Source organism: Pararhizobium sp. P1_E7 (genome assembly GCF_056405855.1).
Genome location: NZ_JBFUBH010000011.1, coordinates 1 through 17,808, shown reverse-complemented (window position 1 = coordinate 17,808; position 17,808 = coordinate 1). Strand labels below are relative to the sequence as shown.

At 59.3% G+C, this 17,808-nt stretch carries 22 protein-coding genes; 12 read left to right on the top strand and 10 right to left on the bottom strand.

Translation table 11 applies throughout. From position 1 onward, the window contains the following. Positions 1-5: 5 nt before the first annotated feature. Positions 6-698 (bottom strand): glutathione S-transferase family protein, encoded by a 693-nt coding sequence (locus AC1D17_RS13880; RefSeq protein WP_477565983.1) that lies wholly within the window; start codon positions 696-698, stop codon positions 6-8. A gap of 179 nt (positions 699-877) precedes the next feature. Here AC1D17_RS13880 and AC1D17_RS13875 point away from each other — a divergent pair, with 179 nt between their 5' ends. Continuing rightward, entirely contained in the window at positions 878-1,684 is an 807-nt protein-coding gene (locus AC1D17_RS13875; protein ID WP_477565982.1) for an undecaprenyl-diphosphate phosphatase, read from the top strand. 120 nt (positions 1,685-1,804) lie between these two features. Here the strand turns inward: AC1D17_RS13875 and AC1D17_RS13870 are convergent, their stop codons facing one another. The 3 genes from AC1D17_RS13870 to AC1D17_RS13860 all read right to left on the bottom strand — a co-directional run bounded on the left by AC1D17_RS13870 (position 1,805) and on the right by AC1D17_RS13860 (position 3,609). Further along, positions 1,805-1,969, bottom strand: coding sequence for a hypothetical protein (locus AC1D17_RS13870; protein ID WP_264220845.1), 165 nt, complete (start codon positions 1,967-1,969; stop codon positions 1,805-1,807). 250 nt (positions 1,970-2,219) lie between these two features. Beyond that, positions 2,220-3,200, bottom strand: a complete 981-nt coding sequence (locus AC1D17_RS13865) for a complex I NDUFA9 subunit family protein (RefSeq protein WP_477565981.1) — start codon at positions 3,198-3,200, stop codon at positions 2,220-2,222. A 121-nt stretch (positions 3,201-3,321) separates the two neighbouring features. Then, positions 3,322-3,609 (bottom strand): DUF1330 domain-containing protein, encoded by a 288-nt coding sequence (locus AC1D17_RS13860; RefSeq protein WP_477565980.1) that lies wholly within the window; start codon positions 3,607-3,609, stop codon positions 3,322-3,324. A gap of 177 nt (positions 3,610-3,786) precedes the next feature. Here AC1D17_RS13860 and AC1D17_RS13855 point away from each other — a divergent pair, with 177 nt between their 5' ends. Beyond that, on the top strand, positions 3,787-4,812 hold the full coding sequence (locus AC1D17_RS13855; RefSeq protein ID WP_477565979.1) for a right-handed parallel beta-helix repeat-containing protein: 1,026 nt from the start codon (positions 3,787-3,789) through the stop codon (positions 4,810-4,812). Here AC1D17_RS13855 and pyrF read toward each other — a convergent pair whose 3' ends face one another. From pyrF to AC1D17_RS13825, 6 genes are all read right to left on the bottom strand, one after another. After that, positions 4,813-5,511, bottom strand: coding sequence for an orotidine-5'-phosphate decarboxylase (pyrF, locus tag AC1D17_RS13850; protein WP_477565978.1), 699 nt, complete (start codon positions 5,509-5,511; stop codon positions 4,813-4,815). Beyond that, positions 5,508-6,098, bottom strand: coding sequence for a histidine phosphatase family protein (locus tag AC1D17_RS13845; protein ID WP_477565977.1), 591 nt, complete (start codon positions 6,096-6,098; stop codon positions 5,508-5,510). Before AC1D17_RS13845 ends, pyrF begins: the two co-directional genes overlap by 4 nt. Before the next feature lie 9 nt (positions 6,099-6,107). Then, on the bottom strand, positions 6,108-6,704 hold the full coding sequence (gene pmtA / locus AC1D17_RS13840) for a phospholipid N-methyltransferase PmtA (protein ID WP_477565976.1): 597 nt from the start codon (positions 6,702-6,704) through the stop codon (positions 6,108-6,110). Between the two features lie 177 nt (positions 6,705-6,881). Further along, on the bottom strand, positions 6,882-7,013 hold the full coding sequence (locus AC1D17_RS13835) for a hypothetical protein (protein WP_477565975.1): 132 nt from the start codon (positions 7,011-7,013) through the stop codon (positions 6,882-6,884). A 62-nt stretch (positions 7,014-7,075) separates the two neighbouring features. Next, a complete protein-coding gene (gene dnaN / locus AC1D17_RS13830; RefSeq protein WP_477565974.1) occupies positions 7,076-8,194 on the bottom strand; it encodes a DNA polymerase III subunit beta in 1,119 nt (372 codons plus the stop codon). A gap of 607 nt (positions 8,195-8,801) precedes the next feature. Continuing rightward, a complete protein-coding gene (locus AC1D17_RS13825; protein ID WP_477565973.1) occupies positions 8,802-9,467 on the bottom strand; it encodes a hypothetical protein in 666 nt (221 codons plus the stop codon). Positions 9,468-9,847: 380 nt separating this feature from the next. On the opposite strand from AC1D17_RS13825, the gene rsmI reads away from it, so the two are divergent. The 10 genes from rsmI to AC1D17_RS13775 all read left to right on the top strand — a co-directional run bounded on the left by rsmI (position 9,848) and on the right by AC1D17_RS13775 (position 17,516). Beyond that, positions 9,848-10,777, top strand: a complete 930-nt coding sequence (gene rsmI / locus AC1D17_RS13820; protein WP_477565972.1) for a 16S rRNA (cytidine(1402)-2'-O)-methyltransferase — start codon at positions 9,848-9,850, stop codon at positions 10,775-10,777. Further along, positions 10,767-11,135, top strand: coding sequence for a YraN family protein (locus AC1D17_RS13815; protein WP_477565971.1), 369 nt, complete (start codon positions 10,767-10,769; stop codon positions 11,133-11,135). The genes rsmI and AC1D17_RS13815 overlap by 11 nt, the downstream gene beginning before the upstream one ends. Before the next feature lie 104 nt (positions 11,136-11,239). Beyond that, a complete protein-coding gene (locus AC1D17_RS13810; RefSeq protein WP_477565970.1) occupies positions 11,240-12,538 on the top strand; it encodes an extracellular solute-binding protein in 1,299 nt (432 codons plus the stop codon). 200 nt (positions 12,539-12,738) lie between these two features. Continuing rightward, positions 12,739-13,740: an ABC transporter permease subunit gene (locus AC1D17_RS13805; protein WP_477565969.1), complete on the top strand. Its 1,002-nt coding sequence runs from the start codon at positions 12,739-12,741 to the stop codon at positions 13,738-13,740. A 14-nt stretch (positions 13,741-13,754) separates the two neighbouring features. Next, positions 13,755-14,597: a sn-glycerol-3-phosphate ABC transporter permease UgpE gene (gene ugpE, locus AC1D17_RS13800; protein WP_477565968.1), complete on the top strand. Its 843-nt coding sequence runs from the start codon at positions 13,755-13,757 to the stop codon at positions 14,595-14,597. Between the two features lie 13 nt (positions 14,598-14,610). Then, entirely contained in the window at positions 14,611-15,726 is a 1,116-nt protein-coding gene (locus AC1D17_RS13795; RefSeq protein ID WP_477565967.1) for a sn-glycerol-3-phosphate import ATP-binding protein UgpC, read from the top strand. Between the two features lie 102 nt (positions 15,727-15,828). Further along, positions 15,829-16,149 carry an ArsR/SmtB family transcription factor gene (locus tag AC1D17_RS13790; RefSeq protein WP_477565966.1) on the top strand — a complete coding sequence of 107 codons (321 nt, stop codon included), beginning with the start codon at positions 15,829-15,831 and terminating at the stop codon, positions 16,147-16,149. After that, on the top strand, positions 16,146-16,577 hold the full coding sequence (locus AC1D17_RS13785) for an SRPBCC family protein (RefSeq protein ID WP_477565965.1): 432 nt from the start codon (positions 16,146-16,148) through the stop codon (positions 16,575-16,577). Before AC1D17_RS13790 ends, AC1D17_RS13785 begins: the two co-directional genes overlap by 4 nt. Positions 16,578-16,620: 43 nt before the next feature. Then, entirely contained in the window at positions 16,621-16,833 is a 213-nt protein-coding gene (locus tag AC1D17_RS13780) for a hypothetical protein (protein ID WP_477565964.1), read from the top strand. 62 nt (positions 16,834-16,895) lie between these two features. Next, positions 16,896-17,516 (top strand): YdeI/OmpD-associated family protein, encoded by a 621-nt coding sequence (locus tag AC1D17_RS13775; protein ID WP_477566079.1) that lies wholly within the window; start codon positions 16,896-16,898, stop codon positions 17,514-17,516. The last annotated feature ends 292 nt before the right edge of the window (positions 17,517-17,808 follow it).

Below are 17,808 nucleotides of genomic sequence, written 5' to 3'. Positions count from 1 at the left end.
TCTCCTTAAAAGTCCAGATCAGCGTAGTGAGAAACGGGCGTAACCCCGCGGACGCGCTCGGCAAGCATCGGACGGAAGGACGGCCGTGATTTCAGGCGCTGGTACCAGTCCTTCACGGCGGGTGCCTCCAACCAGTCGATTTCGCCGAGATAATCCAGCACCGAGACGGCAGCGGCGGCGGCCAGATCGGCATAGGACAAGCGGTCGCCGGCCAGGTAGGTGCGCGAGCCCGCAAGCCATCCCAGATATTTCAGATGCTGGCGGATATTCGAGCGCGATGTGCGCAGGATTTTCGAGTCCGGCGCGCCGCCGCCCTGATCAGGCGTCATCTGCAGCTTGAAGATGCGCTCGCGCACCAGCGGCCGCGTCACGTCGGCTTCCATTTTCTGCAAGAACCATTCGACCAGCCTGCGGATCTCTGCGCGCTGGAAGGGGTCCTCGGCCAGGAGGCGGCGATCCCGCTTCAGGACGCCGTTGGTCTCATCGAGATATTCGGAAATCACCGTCGCCCCACAGAGCGCGCGCATGCTGTCGTCGACATAGACCGGCAGTGTGCCGGCCGGATTGAGCGTCAGGAAATCCCGCCGCTTCTCCCAGGGCTGCTCCTCCGCCAATTCCGTCTGGTAGCCGTATTCCGAAAGGATCAGGCGGACGAACCGGGAGGATGTGGACATCGGGTGGTGATAAAGTGTCGGCATAAGCTATCGGGTTTCGTCAGTTCGATTGGGAGGGGATGGTTTTGTCGCGGCGGTTTCGTCTGGCCACGCAGCGTTAGAAAAAGCTATAGGAACTTGCTGGCGCAAACACAAGCGAATCAGCCAATGCCCGTCGTTGGTCCCAGACCCTAACCTCCAATGCTTCAGGGATGCTTAATTCTATGGCCGATCAATCGATCATCAGTGCGCTTTTCCTTGGCCTTATCGAAGGCCTGACCGAATTCATTCCGGTATCGTCAACCGCCCACGTCCTGCTCGCCGGGCATTTTCTCGGCTTCAAATCGCCCGGCAATACCTTTGCAGTGCTCATCCAGCTCGGTGCGATCCTTGCCATTCTGCTGGTCTATTTCCAGCGCCTTCTGTCCATCGCCCTTGCCTTGCCCTCCAGCGCGAAGGCCAGGAAATTCGTGCTGTCGATCCTTCTCGCCTTCCTGCCGGCGGCTGTGATCGGCGCCATCGCGCATGATTTCATCAAGACCGTTTTGTTCGAAACGCCGATGCTGATCTGCATCGTGTTGATTATCGGCGGCGTCATTCTCTATGCGATCGATCGCATGCCTCTGAAACCGGTCTATCGGGATGTCATGGATTATCCGCCCTCGCTGGCCTTCAAAATCGGCCTGTTCCAGTGCCTGGCGATGATCCCGGGCACATCGCGCTCCGGCGCGACGATCGCCGGTGCGCTGCTGATGGGGACCGACAAGCGCTCCGCAGCGGAATTCTCGTTCTTCCTGGCGATGCCGACCATGCTCGGTGCCTTCACGCTGGATCTCTACAAGAACCGGGATGCGCTCAATTTCGATGACGCCTCGCTGATTGCCGTCGGCTTCATCGCCGCCTTCGTATCCGCGCTGCTGGTCGTGCGGTCGCTTTTGAACTTCGTCTCGAATCGTGGCTTTGCGCCGTTCGCCATCTGGCGCATCGTCGTCGGCACCGCTGGCCTCATCGGCCTCTGGCTGTTCGGCTAGAGCGCTTCATCCTCACATGCTCTAAGCCAATAAAAAACCGCATGCACCTCCTTGAAGAGGTTGCATGCGGCTCCTGGCCCCCGCCATAGTCTGTGCCGCCTTGTCAGAAGGCGGAAAGTCTTATTCGCCGGCCAGCGTGCCGATCGACGCGGTCGTGCAGGGATCGACGCCATAAGCCGGTGCGCAACCGCTATGATTGCTGGCGACCGTCTTCGGCGCAGCGAAGGATCCAGCCAGGATGATAAGTGCCGCGCACGCAAAGAAAATCGCGATCGACTTGCCCATAAAAAATGTGCCTCTCAAGGTGATGTGACGGCGCCGGTTGTTCCTGAAACGAACGATGAGGCGCGGCTGCTGTGTATGTGCTGGAACCGTCGTTATCAATATCGATACATGTTGAATCGACGGTAAAGATCAATCGCTTTTTTCAGTGCGGCAGAACTGCAACGGTTTATTCTGCGGCGATCAAAAAGAAACCGCCGGTAGGTACCGGCGGTTTGTCTTGCAATCCATTTTCAGCCCGCGCGGGGTGCGGTCAAGCGGCGCCGCCGGACCGGCTATATTGGCCCTGCGGACGGTAGCGCACCACATAAGACGGCAGCACGGCTTCGACCGAGGTCGGCGCGATGCCAAACGCCTCAAGCGTGCGGCCTTCGGTCTGCGCATTCGCCGACACAATATTATCGCGCTTCAGCAGGGTGACTTGATCGACGGTGAGTGGCGGCGCGATGAACGGCACCATCGACGCAACGGAGCCGATCATGGACGCTATGCCGAAGGGGATCGGCAACAAGGTGCGCTTGCGATCGATGGTCTTCATGAGGATTTCGAGACAGTGCTTGAAAGTCAGGACGTCCGGGCCGCCGATTTCATAGATCCGGCCCTTGGCCACTTTGCCTTCGACAGATTTGGCCACCGCTTCGGCAACGTCTGTGACATAGACCGGCTGGAATGCGGTGTTGCCGCCGCCGACCAGCGGCAGGACAGGCGAGAAGCGCGACATTTCGGCAAACTTGTTGAAGAAACCGTCCTCCGGTCCGAAGATGATCGACGGCCGCAGGATCACCGCTTCCGGAACGGTCTCCAGGATCGCCTTTTCCGCGCGGCCCTTGCTGCGGGCATAGAGCGATTCGGCATTGGCATCGGCGCCGATGGCCGACACATGCGTCAATGTCGCGCCGGCACCGCGCGCGGCCTCGGCGACCGCGCGGGCGCCAAAATCCTGGACCGAATCGAACGTGTTGCGCCCGGCCTCAAACAGAATGCCGACGCAGTTGACGACGTGATCGGAGCCATGAACCGCAGCATCCACCGATTTGCGGTAGCGCAGGTTGGCCTGAACGAAGGAAATCTGCCCGACATTGCCCAAGGGCTGCAGGAAACCTGCGAGATCGGGGCGGCGAACCGCGACGCGAATGCGAAAGCCGCGTTTGGCCAGGGCCCGCACGACATGACGGCCGACAAATCCGGACCCGCCGAAAACAGTGACGAGCGGCGGGAGATTGGACAAGGTCATGGCACAGGCACTCCTGATCTGCAGTATGGCGTAGATGAGCTACATAGCCCAATCATCGGGCGACGGGAAGGCTTATCACCAAGGCTTTTCTGCCGCTTTCCGCCGCAGTTGCTGTGGTGCGTCAGACGCCTTCGACGACGACCATTTCAGCATCGGCGACCTGCTGGCGGATTGCAGCGGCGATCTGATATTCCGGGGAATTGTAGCAATCGATCGCCGCCTGCAGCGACGGGAACTCGATCACCACGTTGCGGGCGCGAACATCGCCCTCCAGACGCTGGAAAGCGCCGCCACGCGCCAGGAAATTGGCGCCGAATTTCTCGAACGCCGGCTTTGCGGCCGTCACGTAATCCTTGTAATGCTCGGCATCGCGGACATCGACCCGCGCAATCCAGTAACCCTTGGCCATGGCAATCTCCCTCAATTCGTCGCAAGCCGGAAATATCGCTTCAGCTTCTTCCGTCAAATCATTTGGCCGGTCAAGATAGGGGAGACTTCTCACGAGAGTGCGACAGCTTCAAAACCAACGGAATCTGGAAGGCCGAGCATGTTAGCCTGCAATAAAACTGCGACGATATCCGGCGCAATGCTTGCACTCTTCCTCCATCCGGGCACGTCCTTCGCCAAGCCCATGCAATGCGGTGCTGACGTCTATGCCGCGGTAAAGGCCACGGCGACAAACCAGGATGCAAGCGTCGAGCTCCGCTGCGACCTGACCTTGTCACCCGGCGATATCGTCACCAAACGCCTGATCTTCTCCGGGGCCGGGGCATCCGGAACGACACTTGACTGCAAGGGTGCAACACTCGACGGCACGCGCGGGTCGATCAACGTCGGCAAGCCGACGGTGCTCATCCGCTCCACCAAAGGCAAGACCGGCGGCTGGAGCGCGCCGTCTGGTATCACCGTGCGCAACTGCCTGATCAAGGGCGCGCTTCGCCTTCAGGGCCTGGGCACCAACGGCCAGGCAAAAGCCGTTCAATTGTCTTCGCTGACCCCGGACCATACGGCCTTTGCTCAAGCATCGGCTCCCACGCAAATCCTCCTTTCCGCGCTGACCCTCGTCGCGGATGGCAGAGTGCCCCTCTATATCGGACCAGGTGTCACCGGGGTCCGGCTGGAAAGATCCACGCTGACCGGAAGGAGCAATGGCCCGGCGCTCTATCTCGATGCCGAATCTGCAGGCAATGCAATCCTCGAAAACCGCTTTAGCGTGGCCAGCCGTCGCGAGCAGATTGCCATCGACGGTTCGGCGAAAAACACGATCGGCGGAAACGTCTTCGATGACCCCGCAGGCGGCGGCATCTTCCTCTATCGCAACTGCGGTGAAGGCGGGACGATCCGCCATCAGAAACCGCAGCACAACACGATTTCCGGCAATACGTTCAAGTACCAGATGGCGTTCATGGCCAAACCGGCCGTCTGGCTGAACTCACGCAACGGCGCTCAGCGCTATTGCTTCCGCGACCCCGCCCATCCCTTCGGCAGCAGCCTCAGCTCAAAGGATTTCGCGCAGTTCAACACCGTCACGGGCAACCGCCTGATCGGCGGCGGCGCCTTTCTCATTCGCAATTCCGATCCGAGCAACAGGATCGAAGATAACGGCAATTGATCAGAGCGCGCCGCTCATTTCTTCGAGAATAGCCAGTGCCGCGGCCTGCGGATCGGCGGCCTTGACGATCGGGCGGGCGACGACGAGATGGCTCGAGCCGGCGCGCAAGGCATCTGCCGGTGTCATCACGCGCTTCTGGTCGCCCTTGTCGCTGCCGGCCGGACGAATGCCCGGGGTGACGATTGCCATGCCGGGGCCGACGATCTTGCGGACAGCGGCGGATTCCTCGGCCGAGCAGACGATGCCGCCCATGCCGGCGGCGCGGGCCTGTTCGGCGCGGCGCAACACCAGCGTATGCGGATCGTATTCATAGCCGGCGTCGATGACGTCCTGCTCGTCCATCGAGGTGAGCACGGTGACGCCCAGCAGGCAGAGATCAGAGCCTCTTGCCGCTTCCACAGCCGCCCGCATCGCCTTCGGATAAGCATGCAGCGTCAGCATCGACATGCCCATCTTGGCGATGTTCTCGACACCCTTGGCAACGGTGTTGTCGATGTCCAGCAGTTTCATGTCGAGGAAGATCTTCTTGCCGTCTGCAGCCAGATCGCGGGCAAATTCCAGCCCGCCGGCAAAGGCCAGTTGATAGCCGATCTTGTAGAAAAGCACGTCGTTGCCCAGCGCTTTGACGATCGCTTCAGCCTCGCCGATGGTTGGGATATCAAGGCCGACGATCAGCCGGTCGCGCGCGGTCGCAGTCATTGTTGCCATCCTTGCCAGAGTTCCATGGCGGTCCAGTCGCATGCAAGGGAACGGTCCGCAAGGGAAAATGCGTAGAGGCAGCCACCGCCCGCCATCTGGTCGTGGCTGCGTGCAATGGGTAGGCCGGCCAGATGACATTTCAGCAGCGTTCCGACGCCGCCGTGCCCGACAAAGGCTATCGGTTTTGCCGGATCATGCCGATCAAGCACCGAAGTGACTGCCGCGACAATGCGCTTCTGGGCATCGACCGCCCGCTCCCAGCCGTTGAAACTCTGCTGCGGATTGGCGAAGAACCAGTTGGCTGCCGTCTCGAACTCCTCCGGCACCAGAAAGCCGGTGGCAGAGCGGTCATTTTCACCGGAATGCTCAAGAACTTCGACGTCGACACCGCTCGCCTGCGCCAGGATCGCCGCGGTTTCCAGCGCCTTGGTCTCGTCGCTGGACAGGATGCGGCAAAGCTGCCTTGCCCAGCCGCACTGCGCCGCCTTTTCAGCACGCGCAGCGCCGATCTCGGATAACCCCCAACGCGGTACCGGCACATCCGGGTCGAGACGGATTTGCGGATGCGAAAGGTAAACTGCGAACATCAACAGGCCTTAGTGCGACTTGCGATAGACCCAGAGCTGCGCTGGCGGGATGTTACGAACGACGAAATCATAATGGGAGATCTGGTAGCGATCCGGCATGGCGACGACAGGCGACAGCGGACCGTAGGAAATCTGGATGACCGGGCGGCCGACGGGGATGCGCGACAGGAGGTCGTCGATCAGCGAGACGCGCATATGCATCGGAAAATTCAAAAGCGGCACGGCGGAAACGACGCTGTCAAACTGCTGGTCGCGGCGTGTGCCGAGCGTCTTGTCGAGATCGAAGGCGTCGCCATTGATGAAATCGACATCGGGGTAGGTCTTGACCAGATGCTGGAAGAAATCGGTGGAAAATTCGACTGACACCAGGTTTTCCGGCTGAACGCCCTTCTGCAGGATCGCCTTGGTGATGACACCGGTGCCGGGTCCAAGCTCGAGAACGGGAAGACCTGAGTGCGGATTGACGACGCTTGCCATCCGCCGCGCGGTTATTCCGGATGTCGGCACGATCGAACCGACGGCTCTCATATTGCTTCGCCACCCTTTGAAGAAACGGATTTCCTCATCGAATTTCTTGCCAAGCCGTTCTTTCAGACGAAAATTCATGCGTATCTCCACCAATACGTCGTCTGCGCCCGGGTTGTGCCCCACCGGCCGCCTTACGCTCGAATAAGTATGTGTCGCTACTTGCGACATATACAAGCCTTTCAGCGCCAAAAATCGCAAAGGCTAACAGATCATTGCAAAAGCACTGCGACCAAACCGAAAGGCGCGGCCCGCCCTTCATTTCCGCAACAAAATCGCCATGGCAATTCCGCTCGAAACACGAAAGCCCATACCAATGGCAACATCGCCAAACACTGGCGTTCCGAGCACGACACCAAGGCTTAGACCCGCAGCAATCCACAATCCCATGGCTTGATCTTATCCAAGCCGATGGCGATTTTGTGCCCAGAGAACCTTATCGCGACACGGGCCTAAACCCGCATCGGCATCAAGACGTAGAGCGCGTCGTCGCCCGCCATGTCGCGCACCAGCGTTGGCGAACCGGCATCGGCGAGCATGAAGACGGCATCGGTGCCGGACAGCTGGGCGGTGATATCGAGCAGGTATTTGGCATTGAAGCCGATTTCCAGCGGATCACTGTCATAGCCGACAGCGAGTTCTTCCGTCGCGCTGCCCGAATCCGGGTTGTTGACAGTCAGCGTCAGCTGTCCGTCCGACAACGCCAGCTTCACGGCACGGCCGCGTTCGGACGAAATGGTCGAAACGCGGTCGACGGCCTGGGCGAAGGACTGGCAATCGATCTTCAGTTCCTTGTCGTTGTTGGCCGGAATGACGCGCTGGTAATCCGGAAACGTACCGTCGATCAGCTTCGAGGTCATAATGATCGAGCCGATCGTCAGGCGGATCTTCGCGTCTGAAACCTCAACCGTGACGACAACATCCGGGTTGTCGACCAGCTTCTGCAATTCGCTGACGGTCTTGCGCGGGATGATGATGCCCGGCATGCCTTCGGAGCCCGACGGCGCTTCGAGATCGGCGCGGGCGAGACGATGGCCATCGGTGGCGACGGCGCGCAGCTTCAGCTCGCCCTTGCTTTCGATCGTGTGGATATAGATGCCGTTCAGGTAATAGCGCGTCTCTTCCGTCGAGATCGCAAACTGGGTGCGATCGATCAACATCTTCAGGTCCGTCGCCTTGATGCGGAAGGTGTGGGTGAAGGCACCGGCCGTCAGGTCCGGGAAGTCCGACTGCGGCAGGCATTGCAGCGAAAATTTCGAGCGGCCCGACTGGACGGTCATTGCCGTACCTTCGGCATTGGTGGCGAGCGCCACTTCCGAACCATCAGGCAGCTTGCGGACGATATCGTAGAGCAGATGCGCCGGCACCGTCGTTGCACCGGGCGTCTCGACCTGCGCCGGGGTTGCTTCGGTGATTTCGAGGTCGAGGTCGGTTGCCTTCATTTCAAGGCTGGCACCGTCGGAGCGCAGAAGCACGTTCGAGAGGATCGGAATGGTATTGCGGCGCTCGACCACGCGGTGAACGTGGTTCAGCGACTTCAGGAGATTGGACCGCTCGAGAGTAATACGCATGAGATGCTACCGCTTTCAACCATCGCCAGAAACGTGCTTCCCGGCCTTGACGTATTCGACTGCCCCAGGGGCAGCAAAGATGTGGACGGGCAAAATGGCAGAAAGAGGTCGCGGAAATCAAGCGCTATCGCTAGGACGACCGAACGATTGTCAACGGGATCGCGCAGTCGTCCCCAATATACCGCCAAGGACGCCGCATCTCCCTTCTCCTCGCTTGCCGGGAGAAGGTGGCCGAAAGGCCGGATGGGAGGTGCAGGTTCCGCTGCCCCTGACCCTCTCCCCGCGACCGAGAGAAGTAAGGACTGAGCGCAAGGCCTTTGCCCCCGCCCGGCTCTCGCCCATAAAGATACGGGGAAGAAACCATGCTGGAACATCAAGCGGATGGCGGCAACTCATTCCAAACATTCAGTTCAAGTGGCGGCCTGTTAGCCCCTCTTACGACATGAATAGGGGGTGATCCATGGAGCTTAAGAAGCGCATAATCGCCGGAATAATCCTGATCGTCCTGGGGGCGACAGTTCTTTTTGGACTGACTTTTACAACCCAAGCCCTGCTGGAAATTTGCCCGCCATTCGCTTGATCACCTACAGACAAGCCAAGGTGCAGCTCATTTCTCTAGCTTCGAGTATGCACAAGATAAGGTATTGTCTCCTGCCCGAAGGCACTCATTCCGTGCTCCGATCATTCTGCCGATCGTTGCGAATTTATCTTCGATGGCAAGGCCGGGATCAGACTGACTGGTGGAAATGCCAAAGATATGCGCCGCAACATCCAATACACAGCCGAGCAGCTTTTTTTGCTCAACGTTCATATTCGCAACTATTGCAGACCGCAAAAACGCTCCATCTTTGTCATACAAAGCAGAGCTGACGCACCCAACGCCGGGCTGATAAGATTTTTTTAGAAGCTCAACGGTTTCAATATCTTGGCTAATGGTCGGGATTTGAGAGAAATCTATATCTTTGCCTGTAATTATGTTGTCGCCAAAAAACAGTCCAACKAAATCGACCGTACTCCCATGTGACGGATGTACGGGAGTATCGGCAAAACTCGCCAGGATGTTCAGAGCTGAGAATGCGTGGTTGCGGTTTGCGTCATTGCCTCCGATCATTCCTAATTTTATCGCGTCCGGCGCCCTGGTATAAAATTCATTTTCTCCCTCAAGGCTCATGTATGAGTAGCCGTCCAATTTATTTTCCGCAGCGATGGTTTGCTTCCCGGCCGCAAAGAATGCTGAAATACACATGACAAAAGTACACAAGCCGCGTCGCATTGCTTTCCCCCATGAACTTGGTCGCTTGTCAGCGCTACCCGATTTCTTTTGTCGCCACTAGCGTTAAAATTGCACCAGGCGATGCGCAACAACATCACCCCTGTTCAAGGGCTCGTACTCGACGCCACCGGCGAGCGGGTCGGCTGACAGAATGGAGTGACAGTTAGCGCGGCATCCCCCTTCTCCCCGCTTGCGGGGAGAAGGGGGCCGACAGGCCGGATGAGGGGCCACGTGCGGCGATATCTGTGAGTTTTGAGGCTTTGCCCCTCACCCTACCCCACTCCCCGCAGGCGGGGAGTAAGGACGATGGAGAGTCCGGACTTGCCGCCTGCGCACGGCTCGCCCATAAGAAGCGTCAGAACAAACAGAAAGAACACATCGTGGAACATCGGGCAGAAGGCGGCAACGGAGCGGGCGAGCGGCAGAAAAGCTACCGCCTGCACAATGTCGCGGTGCCCGCCCGGCCGCTGGAACCGGCACTCTATCTGGTCGCCACCCCGATCGGCAATCTCTCCGATATTACCCTGCGTGCCCTGGAAACACTGGCTGGTGCCGATGTGCTGGCCTGCGAGGACACGCGCGTCACCCGCGTGCTGCTCGACCGCTACGGCATCGTCAACCGGCCCTATGCCTATCATGAATACAATGCCAACGAGGTCGGCCCGAAGCTCCTGGCAGCACTCGACGAAGGCAAATCCGTCGCCCTTGTCTCCGACGCCGGCACGCCGCTGGTCTCCGATCCAGGCTACCGGCTCGGCCAGATCGCCATCGAGGCCGGCCATCGGGTCGTGCCCATTCCCGGGGCTTCTGCRCCCTTAGCGGCTCTCGTCGGCTCGGGCCTTCCGAACGATGCATTCCTGTTTGCCGGCTTCCTGCCCTCCAAGGACAAGGCCCGCCGCGACAGGTTTGCAGAGCTTGCCAAGGTTCCCGCAACGCTGATGTTCTTYGAATCGCCGCACAGGATCGCGGCCGCCATCGTTGCGGCTCATGATGTGCTGGGCGGCGAGCGCAGAGCATCGGTCTGCCGCGAGTTGACCAAGACCTTCGAGGAGTTCCGCCGCGGCACGCTGGCAGAGCTCAAGGCATTTTATGACGAGGGGGCCACCGTCAAGGGCGAGATCGTTCTGGTTATCGGTCCGCCCGATGCACCGGCAGCACCGGAGGCTGACGATGTCGATGCCATCCTGCTGAAGCTCGTCAAGGACATGCCGACCGGCAAGGCGGCGACCGAGGCCGCAAAACAGACCGGCCTCAACCGCAAGGATCTCTACGACCGGCTGCTGGAGCTCAAAGACCGGGATGAAACCTGAGCCCGCGAACCGGAAGAGACTGAAGGCGCTCCGGCGCGGCTCGCTTGCGGAGTATCGCGCGGCCCTTTCCCTCCTCCTCAAGGGCTACCGCATCGTTGCATTCCGCTACCGGACGAAGTTGGGCGAAATCGACATTATTGCACGCAAGGGCAATCTGGTCGCCTGCGTCGAGGTGAAAGCCCGCCGGTCGCTTGATGATTCTGTTTTTGCCGTTTCCGATTTTGCACAGCGCCGTATCCGTGCAGCAAGCGATCTCTGGCTCTCTAAACAAAGGGATTCCGCGGCGCTTTCAATCCGCTACGACATAATCTCCGTGACGCCATGGCGCTGGCCTGTCCATCTTCCCGGCGCCTTTTGAACAGCTGTGCACAGTTGTAATCGTTCCGACACAAAAGCGTTATCCGGGCGTCATGAAAGAGCTTTAGCCGGTTCCTCACCCTAAACCTGGTGAAAGGAACTGCCATGATCAGGAAATTCACGATGACCGGCCTCGCGCTGGCCTTCTCCGCCACCTCCTCCTTTGCCGCGACCAACATCACCTGGTGGCACGGCATGGCTGGCCGCAACGGCGAAGTCATCAACGAAGTCGCCACCAAGTTCAACGCATCGCAGACCGCTTGCGCGCTGACCCCGGTTTCCAAGGGCACCTATGAGGAAGCGCTCGCCTCCGGTATCGCCGCTTTCCGCTCGGGCGAGCAGCCGAATATCCTGCAGGTTTTCGACGCCGGTGCAGCAACGATCATCAACGCCAAGGGCGCCGTCATCCCGGCTGAAGACCTGATCAACAATGCCGGCTACAAGTTCGACCGCGAAGCCTTCATCGACGGCGTTCGTTACTTCTACGCCGATAGCGACGGCAAGTTCGTCGGCATGCCGTTCAACTCGTCGGCACCGATCATGTACATCAACGACGAAGCCCTGAAGAAGGCCGGCGTCGAAGCCCCGAAGACTTGGGAAGAATTCGAGGCAGCCGCTCCGAAGCTCAAGGCCGCCGGTTACATCCCGCTCGTCCAGTCGCAGCTGACCTGGCAGTTCACCGAGAACTTCTTCTCGCGCAACAACATCCAGTTCGCCACCAACAACAACGGCTACGACAGCGTTGCCGATACCCAGCTGAAGGTCACCGACCCGAACCTCATCATGATGTTCGACAAGCTGAAGGCCTGGAAGGACGAAGGTTACTTCGGCTTCTACGGCGCCGGCTGGAACGATAACCAGAAGATGTTCGAAGAAAACAAGGCTGCGCTGTGGATCGGCTCCTCGGGCTCGTTCGGCGGCCTGCAGAAGACGGCACAGATGCCGTTCTCGGCAACCTTCCTGCCCTATTGGGGCTCGATCAAGGGCGCTGGCACCTCGTCGTTCATCGGCGGCGCTGCCCTGTTCGCCATGTCCGGCAAGTCGGACGAAGAGAACAAGTGCGTCGCCGACTTCTTCCAGTTCCTGACCTCGCCGGACGTGCAGAAATTCTACCACCAGGCCACCGGTTACGTCGCCGTCACCAAGGCAGCCTACGAGCTTGCCAAGAAGGAAGGCTACTACAACGAAAAGCCGGCCGCCGAAGTCGGCATCAAGCAGCTGATGCTGCCGGCCGGTGAATGGTCGAAGGGCTACCGCCTCGGCTTCTACCCGCAGATCCGCGAAATCATGGAACGCGAATACGGCCGTATCTTCTCCGGCGAAGTCTCGGTCAAGGACGCCTTCGACACGATCGAGAAGGAAGGCAACGAACTTCTCGCCCGTTTTGCCAAGACGGCTGGTTGATCTCGAATCGACCTGAGCGGCAACAGCCCCTCATCCGGCCCTATCTGTTTGACAAGAAGGGCGGTCACCTTCTCCCCGTGAAACGGGGAGAAGGAACCAGCGSCMSCCTCYGTCATCCCCTCTCCCCGCCTGCGGGGAGAGGGCCAGGGTGAGGAGCAAGGCTCTCCACTCGAAAGAGATCAATTTTTGAAAGACGGTTCATGAAGAGCACGCCACTGCCCTCGGCAATGCCCGGAACACTCGCTGCCCCTGCCAACAGTGGGCTGCGGAACCTCTTCGGCCTGCGCAAGCTGGCGGCCCAGCCACCGGAAGACACGGCCGCCAAGCGCGTGCAATTCAATTCGCCGCTTTTGCCCTATCTTTTCCTGGCGCCGCAGATGGCGATCATCTTCATCTTCTTCTACTGGCCCTCGGTTCAGGCGATCCAGTCGTCCTTCTACCTTGAGGACCCCTTCGGTTTCGGTTCGACCTTCGTCGGCATGGCCAATTATACGGACGTCCTGAAATCCGGCGAATATCTGAGCATCGCCCGTTTCACCGCCATCTTCACGGCGCTGGTCACCTTCTTTTCGCTGGCAATCGGCCTTCTGCTCGCCGTCAAGGCCGATGGCGTCATTCGCGGCAATGCCACCTACAAGACGCTGCTGATCTGGGTTTACGCCATCGCCCCGCCGGTCGCCGGCCTGATGGGCATGATGATGTTTGATCAGCATATCGGCCCGCTGGTAAAGGTCGCTGCCTTCTTCGGCTGGAATATGCAGGTGGGCCTGAATTACAACGATACGGCTTTCGCGATGATCGTCGTCTCGGTCTGGAAGCAGATCCCCTACAATTTCATCTTCTTCCTCTCGGGCCTGCAGGGCATTCCGGTCCCGGTGCGCGAGGCGGCGCTGATGGATTGCCGGTCTGGTTTCCGCCGCTTCTGGACCGTCATTCTGCCGCTGCTCGCCCCAACCGCGTTCTTCCTGCTCATCATCAATACGACCTATGCGCTGTTCGACACGTTCGGCGTCATCGACGTGATGGTCAAGGACAAGGCGGCCAACAATCCGATCACACTGGTCTACAAGGTCTATATGGACGGTTTCCGCGGCAATGACCTCGGCGGTTCCTCGGCCCAGTCGGTCATCCTGATGATCATCGTCTTCGTGCTCACCATCTTCCAGTTCCGCTTCATCGAGCGGCGCGTCCACTACAATTGAGCGGGGGCGAGACCATGCATCGCACGAAAATCTTCGACCATTTCATCCTGCTCTTCGGCGTTTTCATCATGGTCGGGCCGCTGCTCGTTGCCCTGATGACCTCGAGCCACGAGGCCGCCGATATCCATCGCAACGGCCTGCAGATCCTGCCCGGCGGCCATTTCATCGACACCTACACGACCGTGCTGACCAGAGAAGGCGGCTTTACCGGCAAGATTACCGGCCTGCGGATGATGATGAATTCGCTGATCCTCGGCATCGGCTTTGCCGCCGGCAAGATCATCCTGTCGATGCTGGCGGCCTATGCGCTGGTCTATTTCCGCTTCCGCTTTGCCACCATCACCTTCTGGATGATCTTCACCACCCTGCTCCTGCCGCTCGAAGTGCGCATTCTGCCGTCCTACGAGGTGATGAACACGCTGAAGCTGACCAACACCTATACCGGCCTGATCGTGCCGCTTCTGGCGTCGGCCACCGGTACCTTCTATTTCCGCCAGTTCTTCAAATCGATCCCCGACGAACTCCTGGAAGCCGCCCGCATCGACGGTGCCGGGCCGTTCAAGTTCTTCATCGACGTTATCGTGCCGCTCTCCAAGACGATGATCGCGGCGATCTTCATCATCATGTTCGTCTATGGCTGGAACCAGTATCTCTGGCCGACGCTGATGACGACCGACGAGAGCTTCTTCACGCTGGTGCGCGGCATCAAGCAGATCCTGCTCGTCTGGGTCGGCTCCAACATTCCCGATTACAACGAGGCCTTTGCCCTGGCGATCCTCGCCATGGTGCCGCCGGTGATGATCGTCATGATCTTCCAGCGCTGGTTCATCAAGGGCCTCACCGAAAGCGACAAGTAGAGGAAACGCAGCCATGGCGGCGATCAACATCACCAATGTTTCGAAGATCTACGCAGGCGGCGTCGAGGCGGTGAAATCCGTCTCGATCGACATCGCCGATGGCGAGTTCATCGTTCTCGTCGGTCCCTCCGGCTGCGGCAAGTCCACGCTTTTGCGCATGGTCGCCGGCCTTGAGGCAATCTCCAAGGGCACCGTCGAAATTGGCGACCGGGTGATCAACGATATCGAACCTGCCGAGCGCGATATCGCCATGGTTTTCCAGAACTACGCGCTCTATCCGCACATGACCGTCTACAACAACCTTGCCTACGGCCTGAAGAACCGTGGCACACCGAAGGCCGAGATCGATGCGCGCGTGGCGGAAGCCGCCCGCATGCTGGAGATCGAACAGTACCTCACCCGCAAGCCGCGTGCGCTTTCCGGCGGCCAGCGCCAGCGCGTCGCCATGGGCCGCGCCATCGTGCGCAAGCCGGCCGCCTTCCTGTTCGACGAGCCGCTGTCCAACCTCGATGCGAAACTCCGCGTCTCCATGCGCGGCGAGATCAAGCAGCTACAGAAGCGTCTCGGCACGACCTCGCTTTACGTCACCCACGACCAGCTGGAAGCCATGACGCTGGCCGACCGGCTGGTGGTGCTCAACGGCGGCCAGATCGAGCAGATCGGCCGACCGCTCGATGTCTATCACACGCCCGCCTCCACCTTTGTCGCCAGCTTCATCGGCTCTCCGGCGATGAACCTTCTGCGCGGCACCCGCGAGGGCACACAGCTGCATTTCGGTTCGCAGATGCTCGACCTTGGCCGTCCTCCTGCGTTTCCCGGACCGATCACTGTCGGCATCCGGGCAGAAGATCTGCGGATCGCTTCAGCGGAAGAACAGGCGCTGTCGCTGAAGGTCGACTATATCGAAGAACTCGGCGCACAGCGCCTCGTTCACGGCACCGTCGACGGCAAGAAGCTGACGGCCTCGCTTTCGCCGGACATCGACATCGGTGAAACGATGGCGCTGACGATCGCGCCCGAGCGGCTGCATTTCTTCGACGCCGATACGGGCAAACGCCTGGCGCAACCTTTCGACATTTCCGCCAGCCGACGCGAAACTGCGGAAACGCTGGAGATGGCTGCCGGGTGAGCGGTGAAATCGGTCACCTCAACTTTTCGTCCAAAGACACTTGACGTATTCATAACTCGTGAGCTATTAATCCAATTAATAGCCAACGAGTTATGAATTATTATGCCAGATCAAACCACGCTTTTTAAAGCGCTTGCCGACCCAACGCGGCGCGCCATTTTCGAAGGGTTGTGCCGCGACGGTGATCAAACTGTCGCAGCCCTGACGGTTCAGGCTGGCATTTCGCAGCCAGGCGTGTCGAAGCATCTGGCCGTCCTCAAAGGGGCCGGATTGGTCAGCGACCGCCACGAAGGCCGCCAAACCCACTACAGCGCGCAACTCGATGCCCTTGCTCCCTTGACCGAATGGACTGACCAGATGACAGGCTTCTGGCAGGGTCGGTTCAACGCGCTCGAAGATTTGCTGAACAGGATGGATCAATGAGCGAAGCATCGGTTGCAACACGTACCGTCATCGTGGAACGCGAAATTGCGCATCCGCCGGAAAAGCTTTGGCGCGCCCTCACCCAGCCGCATCTGATCTCGGAGTGGCTGATGAAGAATGACTTCAGTCCTGTCGTCGGCCACCGGTTTAATCTTCGCGGTGAGTGGGGTGGCGTTTTGGACTGCGAGGTGCTCGTCGTCGAGCCGCAAAGTACGCTGTCCTATACTTGGAGTTTCAAACACGATGATCCAGCCTTCGATCTGGACAGCGTCGTGACGTTTACACTCACCCCCATCGCGACAGGAACCCATCTGCGCATGGAGCAGTCTGGATTTCGGCCAGATCAGCGGCAGGCCTATGGTGGCGCCAAAGCAGGCTGGCCCCAGTTTCTCGCAAAGCTGGAGCAGGTTTTATCCGGAACGGATTGAAAGTCTAGGAAGCTTTTAACACCAACAACGACAGGAGTTTTCAATGAGTTCGAACGCGTGGATTCGCCAGGCGCACCGATGGCTGTCGATCCTGTTCGTTGTGCCCGTCATTGCCAACTTTGTGGCCATGGCGCTGGGGGAGCCTCCGCCGTGGGTTGTATACGCGCCGTTACCACCGCTCTTTCTGCTGATGTTCACCGGTCTGTACATGTTCGTCTTGCCTTATGCGGCCAGGTGGCGTGGATCAAAAGCGTAGTCGGGCGCAAACTGCTCCTTTCTTTCCCCTGACGTAATCAATCGAGAGAATTCCTACCCATGATGATCACGGCAATTGAGGACTATTTTACAAAGGGGTGCGGGCGCTGCGAACGTTTTGCCGGACCGGACTGTTCGACGCGGCAATGGATGCAAGGCCTGAACGACCTGCGCCAAATCTGCGCCGATGCGGGACTGGTCGAGACGGTAAAATGGGGGCACCCCTGTTACATGCATAAAGGACGCAACATCGTCATCCTCGGTGCCTTTCGCGGCGATTTCCGCTTAACCTTTTTCAACGCTGCACTGATGAAAGACCCCTGCGGCGTCCTCGCCAAACAAGGTCCGAACACACAACATCCCGACATGATCCGTTTCGTAGACAGTGCTGAAGTGGCTAAGATGGAGGGCGTTATCCGGTCTTACCTGGCGGAGGCGATGGAATATGCGGAGGCTGGCGTCAAGCCGCCAAGAGAGGCGAGCGAAGTCGAGCTGCCTGACGAGCTCGTTGACGCCCTGGACTCCGATCCCGAACTTGCAGAGGCCTTTTGGAGCCTGACGCCGGGGCGGCAGAAAAGCTATGTGATCAATCTTAGCTCGACCAAGAAGCCCGAAACGCGAACGTCACGCATTGAGAAATTTCGACCGAAGATCATCCTCGGAAAAGGCGCCATGGAGCGATGATCGCTGTTTTGAGCGTTCAACATGGCCGATCTGGTCTCGCCCGCTCGTGGCGCAGGAGCCTCGCACGGTAAATGAGGCTCTAAGCCGTCGGCTTTGAACCGTCTGCCGCAAAAAAATCATCCCCGCAAATCCCCGCCCCTCAAAACCGTGCCACACTCATCCCGTCCTGCCATCGGACACACCGGAAAGCGTTGCCGGCGAGGCGGGGCCGGTGCCTTCGGTCTGTGTTTGAAACGCAGGCGCGGCCGTTGGGGCCTGCAGAAAATGGTTTCCCTCTCGTCTGCAAAATGGC

What these genes read in the sequence shown, in the direction of transcription:
- AC1D17_RS13835 (WP_477565975.1), bottom strand. Translation starts at nt 7,013, where the DNA reads ATGGGATTGTGGATTGCTGCGGGTCTAAGCCTTGGTGTCGTGCTCGGA.
- AC1D17_RS13815 (WP_477565971.1), top strand. Translation starts at nt 10,767, where the DNA reads ATGAAACCTGAGCCCGCGAACCGGAAGAGACTGAAGGCGCTCCGGCGC.
- AC1D17_RS13810 (WP_477565970.1), top strand. Translation starts at nt 11,240, where the DNA reads ATGATCAGGAAATTCACGATGACCGGCCTCGCGCTGGCCTTCTCCGCC.
- AC1D17_RS13875 (WP_477565982.1), top strand. Translation starts at nt 878, where the DNA reads ATGGCCGATCAATCGATCATCAGTGCGCTTTTCCTTGGCCTTATCGAA.
- ugpE (WP_477565968.1), top strand. Translation starts at nt 13,755, where the DNA reads ATGCATCGCACGAAAATCTTCGACCATTTCATCCTGCTCTTCGGCGTT.
- pmtA (WP_477565976.1), bottom strand. Translation starts at nt 6,704, where the DNA reads ATGAATTTTCGTCTGAAAGAACGGCTTGGCAAGAAATTCGATGAGGAA.
- AC1D17_RS13795 (WP_477565967.1), top strand. Translation starts at nt 14,611, where the DNA reads ATGGCGGCGATCAACATCACCAATGTTTCGAAGATCTACGCAGGCGGC.
- AC1D17_RS13805 (WP_477565969.1), top strand. Translation starts at nt 12,739, where the DNA reads ATGAAGAGCACGCCACTGCCCTCGGCAATGCCCGGAACACTCGCTGCC.
- AC1D17_RS13775 (WP_477566079.1), top strand. Translation starts at nt 16,896, where the DNA reads ATGATCACGGCAATTGAGGACTATTTTACAAAGGGGTGCGGGCGCTGC.
- dnaN (WP_477565974.1), bottom strand. Translation starts at nt 8,194, where the DNA reads ATGCGTATTACTCTCGAGCGGTCCAATCTCCTGAAGTCGCTGAACCAC.
- AC1D17_RS13780 (WP_477565964.1), top strand. Translation starts at nt 16,621, where the DNA reads ATGAGTTCGAACGCGTGGATTCGCCAGGCGCACCGATGGCTGTCGATC.
- AC1D17_RS13870 (WP_264220845.1), bottom strand. Translation starts at nt 1,969, where the DNA reads ATGGGCAAGTCGATCGCGATTTTCTTTGCGTGCGCGGCACTTATCATC.
- AC1D17_RS13855 (WP_477565979.1), top strand. Translation starts at nt 3,787, where the DNA reads ATGCTTGCACTCTTCCTCCATCCGGGCACGTCCTTCGCCAAGCCCATG.
- AC1D17_RS13860 (WP_477565980.1), bottom strand. Translation starts at nt 3,609, where the DNA reads ATGGCCAAGGGTTACTGGATTGCGCGGGTCGATGTCCGCGATGCCGAG.
- pyrF (WP_477565978.1), bottom strand. Translation starts at nt 5,511, where the DNA reads ATGACTGCGACCGCGCGCGACCGGCTGATCGTCGGCCTTGATATCCCA.
- AC1D17_RS13790 (WP_477565966.1), top strand. Translation starts at nt 15,829, where the DNA reads ATGCCAGATCAAACCACGCTTTTTAAAGCGCTTGCCGACCCAACGCGG.
- AC1D17_RS13880 (WP_477565983.1), bottom strand. Translation starts at nt 698, where the DNA reads ATGCCGACACTTTATCACCACCCGATGTCCACATCCTCCCGGTTCGTC.
- AC1D17_RS13845 (WP_477565977.1), bottom strand. Translation starts at nt 6,098, where the DNA reads ATGTTCGCAGTTTACCTTTCGCATCCGCAAATCCGTCTCGACCCGGAT.
- AC1D17_RS13785 (WP_477565965.1), top strand. Translation starts at nt 16,146, where the DNA reads ATGAGCGAAGCATCGGTTGCAACACGTACCGTCATCGTGGAACGCGAA.
- AC1D17_RS13865 (WP_477565981.1), bottom strand. Translation starts at nt 3,200, where the DNA reads ATGACCTTGTCCAATCTCCCGCCGCTCGTCACTGTTTTCGGCGGGTCC.